This window comes from Kitasatospora sp. NPDC034023, assembly GCF_055575795.1.
In genome coordinates, this window is record NZ_JBVIRY010000007.1 from 218,332 (window position 1) to 232,048 (window position 13,717).

At 71.7% G+C, this 13,717-nt stretch carries 12 protein-coding genes; 11 read left to right on the forward strand and 1 reads right to left on the reverse strand.

Going from position 1 to position 13,717, the window contains the following annotated elements; all coding sequences use genetic code 11:
- Nucleotides 1-93: 93 nt before the first annotated feature.
- Nucleotides 94-915, forward strand: coding sequence for a thioesterase family protein (locus tag ACZ52R_RS13760; protein ID WP_360507553.1), 822 nt, complete (start codon nucleotides 94-96; stop codon nucleotides 913-915).
- A gap of 136 nt (nucleotides 916-1,051) precedes the next feature.
- A complete protein-coding gene (locus ACZ52R_RS13765) occupies nucleotides 1,052-1,969 on the forward strand; it encodes a hypothetical protein (protein WP_465753491.1) in 918 nt (305 codons plus the stop codon).
- 143 nt (nucleotides 1,970-2,112) lie between these two features.
- On the opposite strand, the gene bldD is transcribed toward ACZ52R_RS13765, so the two are convergent.
- Complete coding sequence (bldD, locus tag ACZ52R_RS13770) at nucleotides 2,113-2,616, reverse strand: transcriptional regulator BldD (protein ID WP_030056198.1); 504 nt, start codon at nucleotides 2,614-2,616, stop codon at nucleotides 2,113-2,115.
- Nucleotides 2,617-2,946: 330 nt separating this feature from the next.
- Between bldD and pyrR the strand changes: the two genes are divergently transcribed.
- The 9 genes from pyrR (at nucleotide 2,947) to mihF (ending at nucleotide 13,678) form a co-directional block, all read left to right on the forward strand.
- Complete coding sequence (gene pyrR / locus ACZ52R_RS13775) at nucleotides 2,947-3,585, forward strand: bifunctional pyr operon transcriptional regulator/uracil phosphoribosyltransferase PyrR (protein ID WP_360507547.1); 639 nt, start codon at nucleotides 2,947-2,949, stop codon at nucleotides 3,583-3,585.
- A gap of 5 nt (nucleotides 3,586-3,590) precedes the next feature.
- Complete coding sequence (locus tag ACZ52R_RS13780) at nucleotides 3,591-4,580, forward strand: aspartate carbamoyltransferase catalytic subunit (protein ID WP_465753492.1); 990 nt, start codon at nucleotides 3,591-3,593, stop codon at nucleotides 4,578-4,580.
- Nucleotides 4,577-5,881 carry a dihydroorotase gene (locus ACZ52R_RS13785; protein ID WP_360507542.1) on the forward strand — a complete coding sequence of 435 codons (1,305 nt, stop codon included), beginning with the start codon at nucleotides 4,577-4,579 and terminating at the stop codon, nucleotides 5,879-5,881. The genes ACZ52R_RS13780 and ACZ52R_RS13785 overlap by 4 nt, the downstream gene beginning before the upstream one ends.
- Nucleotides 5,881-6,477: a PH-like domain-containing protein gene (locus ACZ52R_RS13790; protein ID WP_465753493.1), complete on the forward strand. Its 597-nt coding sequence runs from the start codon at nucleotides 5,881-5,883 to the stop codon at nucleotides 6,475-6,477. Before ACZ52R_RS13785 ends, ACZ52R_RS13790 begins: the two co-directional genes overlap by 1 nt.
- Nucleotides 6,474-7,631, forward strand: a complete 1,158-nt coding sequence (gene carA, locus ACZ52R_RS13795; protein WP_360507536.1) for a glutamine-hydrolyzing carbamoyl-phosphate synthase small subunit — start codon at nucleotides 6,474-6,476, stop codon at nucleotides 7,629-7,631. The genes ACZ52R_RS13790 and carA overlap by 4 nt, the downstream gene beginning before the upstream one ends.
- Complete coding sequence (carB, locus tag ACZ52R_RS13800) at nucleotides 7,624-10,932, forward strand: carbamoyl-phosphate synthase large subunit (RefSeq protein ID WP_465617111.1); 3,309 nt, start codon at nucleotides 7,624-7,626, stop codon at nucleotides 10,930-10,932. The genes carA and carB overlap by 8 nt, the downstream gene beginning before the upstream one ends.
- An 89-nt stretch (nucleotides 10,933-11,021) precedes the next feature.
- Nucleotides 11,022-12,125, forward strand: coding sequence for a quinone-dependent dihydroorotate dehydrogenase (locus tag ACZ52R_RS13805; RefSeq protein ID WP_465617113.1), 1,104 nt, complete (start codon nucleotides 11,022-11,024; stop codon nucleotides 12,123-12,125).
- A gap of 64 nt (nucleotides 12,126-12,189) precedes the next feature.
- Complete coding sequence (pyrF, locus tag ACZ52R_RS13810) at nucleotides 12,190-13,023, forward strand: orotidine-5'-phosphate decarboxylase (RefSeq protein WP_465617115.1); 834 nt, start codon at nucleotides 12,190-12,192, stop codon at nucleotides 13,021-13,023.
- 328 nt (nucleotides 13,024-13,351) lie between these two features.
- On the forward strand, nucleotides 13,352-13,678 hold the full coding sequence (gene mihF / locus ACZ52R_RS13815) for an integration host factor, actinobacterial type (protein WP_030056187.1): 327 nt from the start codon (nucleotides 13,352-13,354) through the stop codon (nucleotides 13,676-13,678).
- The last annotated feature ends 39 nt before the right edge of the window (nucleotides 13,679-13,717 follow it).

Sequence of the window (13,717 nt, forward strand, 5' to 3'; positions counted from 1 at the left end):
CGTCGCGCGTTTCACCCGCTCGGCGTAAGGTGGGAACCTACTCGTCAGTAACTTGGCGTTCGGAACCACGTGCGAAGGGCAGGTCCCCCCCACATGACCACCGCGACCCGCAGCGAGTTCGACCAGGGCATCGCCCTGACCAGACACCCCGAGGAGGCCGGCCGCTACGAGGCCGAGCTGGGCGCCGGCTGGCAGATCGGTGGCGGGGTGAACGGCGGGCTGCTGCTCGCCGTGGCCGGACACGCGCTGTCGCTGGAGCACGGCACGCACCCGGACCCGGTGTCGATCAGCGGTTACTACCTGTCCGCCTCCACCCCCGGGCCGGCCACCGTCCGCACCGAGGTGCTGCGCGCCGGGCGCGGGCTCTCCACCGGCACCGCCTCGCTCAGCCAGGACGGCGTCGAGCGGCTGCGCGTGGTGGCCAGCCACGGCGACCTCTCCACCGCCGACGGCGAGGTGCGCACCAGCGCGCAGCCTCCGCAGCTGCCGCCGCCGGACCAGTGCATCGGCGTGGAGCACGCGCCCAAGGAGCTGATCGCCCAGGCCGCCCTGCTGGAGCGCTTCGACCTGCGGCTGGACCCGGCGACCGTCGGCTGGGCGCTCGGACAGCCCTCCGGCAACGGGCGGATCCAGGGCTGGTTCCGGCTCGCCGACGGCCGCGAGCCCGACCCGCTGCTGCTCCTGCTGGTCGCCGACGCGCTGCCGCCGGTCACCTTCGACCTCGGCATGCCGGGCTGGGCCCCGACCATCGAACTGACCGTCCACCTGCGGGCCAAGCCCGCCCCGGGCTGGCTGCGCGTCACCCACGCGACCCGCAACCTGGCCGGCGGGTACTTCGAGGAGGACGCCGAGGTCTGGGACGAGTCCGGCCGCCTGGTCGCGCAGTCCCGCCAGCTGGCCCGGGTGCCGCGGTAGCTCCCGACGCCGATGCTATTACCGGTGGTTACATTCCTGTGACACGCCGTACGTGTGCGGCGTGCGGGGGGTGGGGAGGAAGGCGGTCAGCGGCGAGCCCGCCGCCGACCGTCACCGCCGAAGCCAGGAGCCACCGATGAGTCATAAGGGTCGCGCCCGCCGTAACTCCGACTGCACCGCCGGCGGCTCGCGGCCCGTGGTGCGGGCGCCGCACCGGCCGCAGCGGGCCGAGGGGGCCGACCAGGCGTTCGTCATCGGGGTGCTGGCCGACGCGGCGGACTTCGCCCGGGCCCGCGCCTGGGGGATCTCCGACGCCCCCGACTTCGAGCGCTACCTGGCCGACACCGCCGAGCTGCTGGCCGACGCGCTGGAGCGTTTCGAGACCGTCCGGGCCCGGATGTTCCACCCGCAGGACTTCGAGGAGTTCTGCCTGCTCAACGGGCTGGACCCGGCCGAGCCCGCCGCCCGGGACCGCTACCTGGTGAACCCGCCGCTGCAGTCCCAGCTGCTGGCCTATCAGGGCGAGGAGCTGGCCGGGGACTTCGTGCCGCGCCTGGTCCGGGCCCGGGAGAACGGGCTGACGCTCTGCCACGTCGACCTGCTGCTCGACGGGGCCCTGTACGGGGGCGCGGGCGAGCAGGACGAGGAGCACGCGGGCTGGGTGCGCGCCGCCCACCAGCGCGGGAGCGAGGTGTTCCGCCGGATGCTGGTCGGCGCGGGCGCCGGGGTGTACGAGCTGCGCCTGCGGGTGGACGCGCCCGGCGGGAAGCTGACCGCGGCGGCGCGGGTGCTGCAGTGGGAGGACGGCGTGGTGCGGATCAACGACGAGGACCTGGAGCTGGTCTGTGCGGTGCTGTGCGCCGGGCTGGCCCTGGAGCTGCCGGGCGTCGCGGTGCTGCACGGCTCGCAGGGCTCGGCCGCCTCCTGCGGGGAGTACCTGCCGGCCTCCTGGGCGTGGTCGAGCGGCGGGCAGGACTGGGCGCCGGCGGACCGGCCGGTCCGGCTGGACGGGGTGGCGGCGCAGCCCGGCTACAGCCTGGGCAGCGTCTGCTGACGAGTGACCCGCCGCGCCCGGACACGCCGCGGCGCGGCCCCCCCGTTCGGGGTGCCGCGCCGTGACGTTTCTGCTTCCCAGCACGGGTGAAAAGCATGCTGGAAGCTGCAAGGATCCGCTGGCGGGAGCCGGTGCGGTGAGCCTCAGCTCGCGTCCTCCTCGCGCACCGCACGGCGCGCGTCGGGGTTCAGCACGCCCCAGGAGATGAGCTGCTCGGTGAGGATCGACGGCGACTGGTCGTAGATGACCGCCAGGGTGCGCAGGTCGTCCTGGCGGATCGACAGCACCTTGCCGTTGTAGTCGCCGCGCTGGCTCTGGATGGTCGCCGCGTAGCGCTGCAGCGGGCCGGCCTTCTCGGAGGGGACCTGGGTCAGTCTCTCCAGGTCGAGGACCAGGCGCGGCGGCGGCTCGGCCGCGCCGCCGGGGGTGCCGCCGGGCAGCAGCTCCTGCACCGGGACGCCGTAGAACTCCGCCAGTTCGGCCAGCCGCTGCACGGTGACCGCACGGTCGCCGCGCTCGTACGAGCCGACGACGACTGCCTTCCAGCGCCCCTGGGACTTCTCCTCGACACCATGCAGGGAGAGACCCTGCTGAGTGCGGATCGCTCGGAGCTTGCCTCCGAGTTGCTTCGCGTAGTCGCTGGACATTGATCTCCCCGGACGAGATTGCTTCGCGTTCAGTGGTGGGTCACGGGCGATTGTCGACGCCGTTACCGGTGGGTTCGAACTCCGTCTCGTAACTCACTGTGAGGTTACGTAGAGTAAGGTAGTTGCGTCAAGCCGAATGGGGCAGTCGTGCGAATGGCCCGCATCGTCGGCGCGTCCGGGGTGTTAACCCCCGGAAGCGGAATGGTGGACTTCTGTTTGCCGTCCCGGGCGCTGCTAGGATGACCCGAAGCCCACGCCGACCCGGCGGGGGCGATCCCAGACATCCTTTAAGGCCCGTCCAGTGAGGCGGGGAAGGAGGTCCGCTTCGGCATGACCGCACACCGAGAATCCACGCTGCAGGAACCGACGCCGCGGCCGCCGCACCAGGTGCTGGACGGCACGGACATCGCCCGGGTCATCACCCGGATAGCACACGAGATCGTCGAGCGCGCCAAGGGCGCGGAGGACGTCGTGCTGCTCGGCATCCACACCAGGGGCGTCCACCTCGCCCGCCGCCTGCACGGCCGGCTGGCCCAGATCACCGGGCGCGAGATCCCGCTGGGCACCCTGGACATCACCATGTACCGGGACGACCTGCGGCTGAAGCCCGCCCGGGCCCTGGAGCACACCGAGATCCCGCCCGGCGGCATCGACGGCAAACTCGTCGTCCTGGTCGACGACGTGCTCTTCTCCGGCCGCACCATCCGCGCCGCACTCGACGCGCTGAACGACATCGGCCGGCCGCGCGCCGTCCAGCTCGCCGTCCTGGTCGACCGCGGCCACCGCGAGCTGCCGATCCGCGCGGACTACGTGGGCAAGAACCTCCCCACCTCGCTGCGCGAGGCCGTGCAGGTGCGCCTCTCCGACAGCGACGGCGTGGACGCCGTCCTGGTCGGGGACCGCGACTTCGCGTCACGCTCCTCGCAGGCCATGGCCGCCAAGCCGTCCGAACCGCACCTCCCGGAGTAACCCGCGTGAAGCGCCACCTCGTCTCCGCCGCCGATCTCAGCCGCGACGACGCGCTGCTGATCCTGGACACCGCCGAGGAGCTGGCCCAGCTCTCCGGCCGGGCCGTCAAGAAGCTGCCCACGCTGCGCGGCCGTACCGTCGTCAACCTCTTCTTCGAGGACTCCACCCGGACGAAGACCTCCTTCGAGGTCGCCGAGAAGCGCCTCTCGGCCGACGTCATCAACTTCTCCGCCAAGGGCTCCTCGGTCTCCAAGGGCGAGAGCCTCAAGGACACCGCGCTGACCCTGCAGGCCATGGGCGCCGACGCGGTGGTCATCCGCCACCACGCCTCGGGCGCGCCGGCCCGGCTGGCCCAGTCCGACTGGCTGCACGGCAGTGTGATCAACGCCGGTGACGGCACCCACGAGCACCCCACCCAGGCACTGCTCGACGCCTTCACCATGCGTCGCCACCTCAACCCGGGCGCCGGCCACGATCTCGCGGGCCGCCGGGTGACGATCGTCGGCGACGTCCTGCACAGCCGGGTCGCCCGCTCCAACGTCCACCTGCTGAACACCCTCGGTGCCCAGGTCACCTTCGTCGCCCCGCCGACGCTGCTGCCGATCGGCATCCGGAACTGGCCCTGCGAGGTCAGCTACGACCTGGACACCGTGCTCCCCAAGACGGACGCGCTGATGATGCTGCGGGTGCAGCGCGAGCGGATGAACGCCGCGTTCTTCCCGACCGAGCGCGAGTACAGCCGCCGCTACGGCATGAACGGCCTGCGGCTGGCCCAGCTGCCGGAGCACGCGATCGTGATGCACCCCGGCCCGATGGTCCGCGGCATGGAGATCACCGCCGAGGTCGCCGACTCGCCGCGCTGCACCGCGGTCGAGCAGGTCGCCAACGGCGTCTCCGTCCGGATGGCCGTGCTCTACCTGCTGCTCGGCGGAGCCACCCTCGCCGACGCCCCCGCCGACGCCCCCCGCACCGAGACCGTGGAGACCGCTCAGTGACCACCTACCTGATCCGCAACGCCCAGATCCTCGGCGGCGCCCCCCAGGACCTCCTCCTCGCCGACGGCGTGATCAAGGAGATCGGTACCGGCCTGACGGCCGAGGCGGACATCGAGATCGACGCCACCGGGCTGGTCGCGCTCCCCGGCCTGGTCGACCTGCACACCCACCTGCGCGAGCCCGGCCGCGAGGACGCCGAGACCGTGCTCACCGGCACCCGGGCCGCCGCGATGGGCGGCTTCACCGCCGTGCACGCGATGGCCAACACCACCCCGGTGGCCGACACCGCCGGCGTCGTCGAGCAGGTCTGGCGGCTCGGCCAGGAGGCCGGCTACTGCGACGTGCAGCCGGTCGGCGCCGTCACCGTCGGCCTGGAGGGCAAGAAGCTCGCCGAGCTCGGCGCGATGCACGAGTCCGCCGCCAACGTCCGGGTCTTCTCCGACGACGGCAAGTGCGTGGACGACGCGGTGCTGATGCGCCGCGCCCTGGAGTACGTCAAGGCCTTCGACGGCGTCGTCGCCCAGCACGCCCAGGAGCCGCGGCTGACCGAGGGCGCCCAGATGAACGAGGGCCAGGTCTCCGGCGAGCTCGGGCTCGGCGGCTGGCCGGCCGTCGCCGAGGAGTCGATCATCGCCCGCGATGTGCTGCTCGCCGCGCACGTCGGCTCCCGGCTGCACGTCTGCCACGTCTCCACGGCCGGCTCGGTCGAGATCATCCGCTGGGCCAAGGCCAAGGGCTGGGACGTCACCGCCGAGGTGACCCCGCACCACCTGCTACTCACCGACGAACTGGTCCGCTCCTACGACCCGGTGTACAAGGTGAACCCGCCGCTGCGCACCGCCGAGGACGTCCAGGCGCTGCGCAAGGCGCTCGCCGACGGCACCATCGACGCCGTCGCCACCGACCACGCGCCGCACCCGGCCGAGGACAAGGACTGCGAGTGGGCCGTCGCCGCGATGGGCATGGTCGGCCTGGAGACCGCGCTGTCGGTCGTCCAGCAGACCATGGTCGATACCGGCCTGCTGAACTGGGCGGGCGTCGCCGACCGGATGTCGCACCGCCCGGCCCGGATCGGCCGTCTCACCGGGCACGGCCGGCCGATCTCGGTGGGCGAGCCTGCCAACCTGGTGCTGTTCGATCCCGCGTACCGTGGTGCCGTGAACCCGGACAGCTTCGCCACCCGCAGCCGTAACACCCCCTACAAGGGCCTGGACCTGCCCGGACGGGTGCACGCCACCTTCCTGCGCGGGCGCGCCACCGTGCTGGCCGGCGAGCCGGCCGAGCGGGACGGCGCGCAGTGATGGACTACGCCACCCTCGCCAAGGAACAGGCGAAGGTCACCAACTGGCCCGGGTACATCGGCTGGTCCGTCGGCCTGCTGATCCTGATCGGCCTCGTCTACTGGCTGATGCGCCAGGGCTGGAACTGGCGGCGCACCCTGCAGTCCGGGATCCCGCCGCTGCCCGCCGTGCCCGACCGGGCCGGGCGCACCATCCTGGAGACCAGCGGCCGGTACCACGGCACGACCACCGCCGGGAACTGGCTCGACCGGGTCGTCGCGCACGGCCTGGGCACCCGCAGCCGGGCCGACCTCACCCTCGGCGAGGACGGCCTGCTGGTCCGCCGCCCCGGCGACGTCGACCTCTGGATCCCGGCCGCGAACCTGGCCGGTGCCCGCACGGACTCCGGGATCGCCGGCAAGGTCGTCCCGTCCGGGCTGCTCGTCGTCACCTGGACGCTCCCCCAGCCTTCGGCCGGGGGGACCCCCATGGGCACCATTGAGCTGGACTCCGGCTTCCGGGCCGACCACCCCGACGAGCACGCCGCCTGGGTCGAGGCGATCGCTCACCTTGCCACACGTACGCAGATGAAGATGACGGAAGAGGCCGCGCAATGACCGCACCTGCCCCCACCACGCAGCGCCGACGGCGGGAGCGTGTCGCCGCCGTGCTCGTCCTGGAGGACGGCCGGACCTTCCGCGGCCAGGCCTACGGCGCGATCGGCGAGACCTTCGGCGAGGCGGTCTTCAACACCGGCATGTCCGGCTACCAGGAGACCCTGACCGACCCGTCGTACCACCGCCAGGTGGTCGTGATGACCGCCCCGCAGATCGGCAACACCGGCTGGAACGACGAGGACGACGAGTCCCGGCAGATCTGGGTCGCCGGCTACGTCGTGCGCGACCCCGCCCGGATCGCCTCCAACTGGCGCTCGCGCCGCTCGCTCGACGAGGAACTGGTCCGCCAGGGCGTCGTCGGCATCAGCGGCATCGACACCCGCGCGCTGACCCGCCACCTGCGCGAGCGCGGCGCGATGCGCTGCGGCATCTTCTCCGGCGAGACGCTGGCCGACCCGGCCACCCTGCTCGCCCGGGTGCAGCAGTCGCCCGAGATGAAGGGCGCCGACCTGTGCGCCGAGGTCGCCACCACCGAGCCGTACGTGGTGCCCGCCATCGGTGAGAAGAAGTTCACCGTCGCTGCGCTGGACCTCGGCATCAAGGCGATGACCCCGCAGCGGATGGCCGAGCGCGGCATCGAGGTGCACGTGCTGCCCGCGAACTCCACCCTGGAGGACGTCTACGCGGTCAACCCGGACGGCGTCTTCTTCTCCAACGGCCCGGGCGACCCGGCCACCGCCGACCACCAGGTCGCCGTGGCGCAGGGCGTGCTGGAGCGCAAGACCCCGTTCTTCGGGATCTGCTTCGGCAACCAGATCCTCGGCCGCGCCCTGGGCTTCGGCACCTACAAGCTCAAGTACGGCCACCGCGGCATCAACCAGCCGGTGCAGGACCGCACCACCGGCAAGGTCGAGGTGACCGCCCACAACCACGGCTTCGCCGTGAACGCCCCGCTGGACAAGGTGAGCGACACCCCGTACGGGCGGGTCGAGGTCTCCCACGTCTGCCTGAACGACGACGTGGTCGAGGGCCTGCAGGCGCTCGACGTCCCCGCCTTCAGCGTGCAGTACCACCCCGAAGCGGCCGCCGGTCCGCACGACGCCGCCTACCTGTTCGACCGCTTCGTGAAGCTTCTGGAGGGCCAGCGTGCCTAAGCGCACTGACATCAAGTCCGTCCTGGTGATCGGCTCCGGCCCGATCGTGATCGGCCAGGCCGCCGAGTTCGACTACTCGGGTACGCAGGCGTGCCGGGTGCTCAAGGCCGAGGGCCTGCGGGTCATCCTGGTCAACTCCAACCCGGCCACGATCATGACCGACCCGGAGATCGCCGACGCCACCTACGTCGAGCCGATCACCCCGGAGTTCGTCGAGAAGATCATCGCCAAGGAGCGCCCCGACGCCCTCCTGCCGACCCTCGGCGGCCAGACCGCGCTCAACACCGCGATCTCGCTGGACGCCAACGGCGTGCTCGCCAAGTACAACGTCGAGCTGATCGGCGCCAAGGTCGAGTCGATCCACAAGGGCGAGGACCGTGAGCTCTTCAAGGGCGTCGTCGAGGCCGTCAACGCCAAGATCGGCCACGGCGAGTCCGCCCGCTCGGTCATCTGCCACACCATGGACGAGGTGCTGGCCGGCGTCGACACGCTCGGCGGCTACCCGGTCGTCGTGCGCCCCTCCTTCACCATGGGCGGCGCCGGCTCCGGCTTCGCCCACGACGAGGAGGACCTGCGCCGCATCGCCGGCCAGGGCCTGACCCTCTCGCCGACCACCGAGGTGCTCCTGGAGGAGTCCATCCTCGGCTGGAAGGAGTACGAGCTGGAGCTGATGCGCGACAAGCAGGACAACGTCGTGGTCGTCTGCTCCATCGAGAACTTCGACCCGATGGGCGTGCACACCGGTGACTCGATCACCGTCGCCCCGGCGATGACCCTCACCGACCGTGAGTACCAGATCCTGCGCGACGTCGGCATCGCCGTCATCCGCGAGGTCGGCGTCGACACCGGCGGCTGCAACATCCAGTTCGCCGTCAACCCCGAAGACGGCCGGGTCATCGTCATCGAGATGAACCCGCGGGTGTCCCGCTCCTCGGCGCTCGCCTCCAAGGCCACCGGCTTCCCGATCGCCAAGATCGCCGCCAAGCTGGCCGTCGGCTACACCCTGGACGAGATCCCCAACGACATCACCGAGGAGACCCCGGCCTCCTTCGAGCCGACCCTCGACTACGTCGTGGTCAAGGTGCCGCGGTTCGCGTTCGAGAAGTTCCCGAGCGCCGACGCGACGCTGACCACCACCATGAAGTCGGTCGGCGAGGCCATGGCCATGGGCCGCAACTTCCCCGAGGCGCTGCAGAAGGCGCTGCGCTCGCTGGAGAAGAAGGGCTCCCAGTTCTCCTGGACCGGCCCGGTGGGCGAGAAGGCCGCGCTGCTGACCAAGGCCGGCGTGCCGACCGACGGCCGGATCAACACCGTGATGGAGGCGATCCGGGCCGGCGCCACCCCGGAGGAGGTGTTCGAGGCCACCAAGATCGACCCGTGGTTCGTCGACCAGCTCTTCCTGCTGGACGAGATCGCCGGCGAGCTGGCCGACGCCGCCGAGCTCACCCCCGACCTGCTGCGCCACGCCAAGCGCCACGGCTTCTCCGACCAGCAGGTCGGCGAGATCCGCGGCCTGAAGCCGGACGTGGTCCGCGAGGTGCGCCACGCCCTCGGCATCCGCCCGGTGTTCAAGACCGTCGACACCTGCGCCGCCGAGTTCGCCGCCAAGACCCCGTACTTCTACTCGTCCTACGACGAGGAGAACGAGGTCGCCCCGCGCACCAAGCCCGCCGTGATCATCCTGGGCTCCGGCCCGAACCGCATCGGCCAGGGCATCGAGTTCGACTACTCCTGCGTGCACGCCTCCTTCGCGCTCGCCGATGCCGGGTACGAGACCGTCATGGTCAACTGCAACCCGGAGACCGTCTCCACCGACTACGACACCTCCGACCGGCTCTACTTCGAGCCGCTCACCCTGGAGGACGTGCTGGAGATCGTCCACGCCGAGCAGCAGGCAGGCCCGCTCGCCGGTGTGATCGTCCAGCTCGGCGGCCAGACCCCGCTGGGCCTGGCCCAGGCGCTCAAGGACAACGGCGTGCCGATCGTCGGCACCCAGCCCGAGGCGATCGACCTCGCCGAGGAGCGCGGCGCCTTCGGCCGCGTCCTGCGCGACGCCGGCCTGCCCGCGCCCAAGCACGGCACCGCCTTCTCCTTCGAGGAGGCCAAGGCGATCGCGGACGAGATCGGCTACCCGGTCCTCGCCCGCCCGTCCTACGTGCTCGGCGGCCGCGGCATGGAGATCGTCTACGACGAGGCCTCGCTCGCCTCCTACCTGGAGCGGCACGCCGGTCTGATCTCCGAGCACCCGGTGCTCATCGACCGCTTCCTGGACGACGCGGTGGAGATCGACGTCGACGCGCTCTACGACGGCACCGAGCTCTACCTCGGCGGCGTCATGGAGCACATCGAGGAGGCCGGCATCCACTCCGGCGACTCCGCCTGCGCGCTGCCCCCGATCACCCTCGGCGGCCACGACATCAAGCGCCTGCGCGCCTCCACCGAGGCCATCGCGCGCGGCGTCGGGGTGCGCGGTCTGATCAACATCCAGTTCGCCCTCTCCGGCGACATCCTGTACGTCCTGGAGGCCAACCCGCGCGCCTCCCGGACCGTCCCGTTCACCTCCAAGGCGACCGCCGTGCCGCTGGCCAAGGCCGCCGCCCGGGTCTCGCTCGGCGCCACCATCGCCGAGCTGCGCGCCGAGGGCCTGCTCCCGGCCGAGGGCGACGGCGGCACCCTGCCCGCCGACGCGCCGATCGCGGTCAAGGAGGCCGTGATGCCGTGGAGCCGCTTCCGCGACGTGCACGGCCGCGGCGTGGACACCGTGCTCGGCCCGGAGATGCGCTCGACCGGTGAGGTCATGGGCATCGACAAGGTCTTCGGCACCGCCTACGCGAAGGCCCAGGCCGGCGCCTACGGCGCGCTGCCGACCAAGGGCAAGGTCTTCGTCTCGGTCGCCAACCGCGACAAGCGCAACCTGGTCTTCCCGGCCCGTGCGCTCGTCAGCCTCGGCTTCGAGGTGCTCGCCACCGCCGGCACCGCCGAGGTGCTGCAGCGCGGCGGCATCCCGTCCACGCTGGTGCGCAAGCACAGCGAGGGCGAGGGTCCCAACGGCGAGAAGACCATCGTCCAGCTGATCCACGACGGTGAGGTCGACCTCATCATCAACACGCCGTACGGCACCGGTGGCCGCCTCGACGGCTACGAGATCCGCACCGCGGCCGTGGCCCGCGCGGTGCCCTGCCTGACCACCGTCCAGGCGATGGGCGCGGCCGTCCAGGGCATCGACCGGCTGCTGCGCGACGAGGTCGGGGTGATGTCGCTCCAGGAGCACGCCGAGCTGATCAACGCCGGCCGCAAGTAGCACCACCGTAGTGGGGGGCACCGAAGCCAGTCGGGTGCCCCCCACTCTTGTGCCCGAATCCGTTTTTCGCTGCGGGAGTTGAACCACCCTTGTACAAGCTTCTGTTCGACCTGGTCTTCAAGAAGATGGACCCCGAGAAGGCCCACCACCTGGCCTTCTTCTGGATCCGGCTCGCCTCCTCGGTGCCCGGCCTGCGCACCCTCGTGCGGCTGGTGCTCGCCCCGCGCGACCGCGCCCTGCGCACCGGCGCCCTCGGCCTCGACCTGCCCGGCCCGTTCGGCCTCGCGGCCGGCTTCGACAAGAACGGCGTCGGCATCGACGGCCTGGCCATGCTCGGCTTCGACTACGTCGAGATCGGCACCATCACCGGCGAGCCCCAGCCCGGCAACCCCGCGCCCCGGCTGTTCCGCCTGGTCGAGGACCGCGCGCTGATCAACCGGATGGGCTTCAACAACCAGGGCTCGGCCCGGGTCGCCGCCCGCCTGGCGGCCCGCCCGCACACCAGCTCCACCCCGGTGATCGGCGTCAACATCGGCAAGACCAAGGTCGTCGAGGAGGCCGACGCGGTCGCCGACTACGTCAAGTCCACCGAGCGGCTGGCCAAGTACGCCGACTACCTGGTGGTCAACGTCAGCTCGCCGAACACCCCCGGGCTGCGCAACCTGCAGGCCGTCGACCACCTGCGCCCGCTGCTCACCGCCGTCCGCGAGGCCGCCGACCGCACCACCGCGCACCACGTGCCGCTGCTGGTCAAGATCGCCCCCGACCTGGCCGACGAGGACGTCGACGCGGTCGCCGACCTCGCCCTGGAGCTGGGCCTGGACGGCATCATCGCCACCAACACCACGATCGGCCGCGAGGGCCTGCGCACCGACGCCGGGCGGGTCGAGGAGATCGGCATGGGCGGCCTGTCCGGCGCCCCGCTCAAGGCCCGCGCCCTGGAGGTCCTGCAGCGGCTGCGCGCCCGGACCGAGGGGCGGCTGACCCTGGTCTCGGTCGGCGGCATCGAGACCGCCGAGGACGCCTGGCAGCGGATCGTCCACGGCGCCGACCTGGTCCAGGGCTACAGCGCCTTCATCTACGAGGGCCCGCTCTGGTGCCGGAAGATCCACCGGGGCCTGTCCGCCCGGCTCCGGGCCGCGGGCTTCCGCGACCTCGCCTCGGCGGTCGGCAGCGCCGTGCGCAGTTCGTGAGCGACCCGGCTCCCGGCACGACCCGACGACCCGTACGACCCTCGGACCATTCGGAAAGGACGACATGACCCTCGCCCCGTTCGGCGCCCGGCTGCGCCAGGCCCTCGACACCCGCGGCCAGCTCTGCGTCGGCATCGACCCGCACGCCTCCCTGCTCGCCGCCTGGGGGCTCGGCGACGACCTCGCCGGGCTGGAGACCTTCAGCCGCACCGTGGTCGAGGCGCTGGCCGACCGGGTGGCCGTCCTCAAGCCGCAGGCCGCCTTCTTCGAGCGCTTCGGCAGCAAGGGCGTCGCGGTGCTGGAGAAGACCGTCGAGGAGGCCCGGGCGGCCGGCGCGCTGGTCCTGATGGACGCCAAGCGCGGCGACATCGGCTCCACCATGGCCGCCTACGCGGAGGCCTTCCTGTCGCCCGCCAGCCCGCTGTTCTCGGACGCCGTGACGGTCAGCCCGTACCTGGGCTTCGGCTCGCTGCGCCCGGCCCTGGACCTGGCCCGGGAGCAGGGCTGCGGCGTGTTCGCGCTGGCGCTCACCTCCAACCCGGAGGGTGCCGAGGTGCAGCGCGCGGTGGGCGCGGACGGCGAGTCGGTCGCGGCCTCGGTGCTGCGGCAGCTGGCGGCCGAGAACGCGGGCGCCGCGCCGCTGGGCTCCTTCGGCGCGGTGGTCGGCGCGACGCTGGCCGACGCGGGCGTCGAGCTGGCCATCAACGGCCCGCTGCTGGCCCCGGGGATCGGCGCCCAGGGGGCGACCATGGCGGACCTGCCGCGGGTGTTCGGTGCGTCGGTGATCAACGTGGTGCCCAGCGTGAGCCGGGACGTGCTCAAGCACGGGCCCTCGGTGCCGGCGCTGCGGGAGGCGGCGGACCGCTTCGTCGGCGAGTTCGCGGACGCGGTCAAGTAGCCGCCCGGTGACCCTGTGGAGTGTCCGCAGGGTGGCGACGGCGCCGCGGAGTTGACGTGAGCGCCGTCACATCGGGACTGTCAAAGTCTCGCAATCGCGGTCATTTTGCCCTGGAAAGTCCTGGTCGGCCTTGGCTGACCAGGACTTTTCGTGTTCTTTTCCTGACGTGGCGCCGCAATACGGGTAGTGTCCGGCGATAGGTCATCGGCGAGCCGTGATTTTCGCGGCTCCCGCAGGTCAGGGCCTTGTGGTTCCCCTTGCGGACGGTCTCCTGGGTACCAAACCAGTCCTAGCTCAATTCCTTCCATCCACACCTGAGGTGAATGGCGTGGCTCTTCCGCCCCTTACCCCTGAACAGCGCACCGCCGCGCTCGCCAAGGCCGCCGAGGCTCGCCGGGAGCGCGCCGAGGTCAAGAACCGACTCAAGCACTCCGGCGCCTCCCTGCACGAGGTGATCAAGGCCGGCAAGGCCGACAACGACGTCATCGGCAAGATGAAGGTCTCGGCCCTGCTGGAGTCGCTTCCGGGCGTCGGCAAGGTCCGTGCAAAGCAGATCATGGAGCGCCTCGGCATCAGCGAGAGCCGGCGTGTCCGGGGTCTCGGCACGAACCAGATCGCCTCCCTGGAGCGGGAGTTCGGCGGGGGTGCCGCCTGACCGTGCCCCGGTGGTCCCGTCATCGTCCGCGATCCGGGA

Coding starts and splice junctions, on each gene's coding strand:
- ACZ52R_RS13760 (WP_360507553.1), top strand. CDS start 94: ATGACCACCGCGACCCGCAGCGAGTTCGACCAGGGCATCGCCCTGACC.
- ACZ52R_RS13765 (WP_465753491.1), top strand. CDS start 1,052: ATGAGTCATAAGGGTCGCGCCCGCCGTAACTCCGACTGCACCGCCGGC.
- bldD (WP_030056198.1), bottom strand. CDS start 2,616: ATGTCCAGCGACTACGCGAAGCAACTCGGAGGCAAGCTCCGAGCGATC.
- pyrR (WP_360507547.1), top strand. CDS start 2,947: ATGACCGCACACCGAGAATCCACGCTGCAGGAACCGACGCCGCGGCCG.
- ACZ52R_RS13790 (WP_465753493.1), top strand. CDS start 5,881: ATGGACTACGCCACCCTCGCCAAGGAACAGGCGAAGGTCACCAACTGG.
- carA (WP_360507536.1), top strand. CDS start 6,474: ATGACCGCACCTGCCCCCACCACGCAGCGCCGACGGCGGGAGCGTGTC.
- pyrF (WP_465617115.1), top strand. CDS start 12,190: ATGACCCTCGCCCCGTTCGGCGCCCGGCTGCGCCAGGCCCTCGACACC.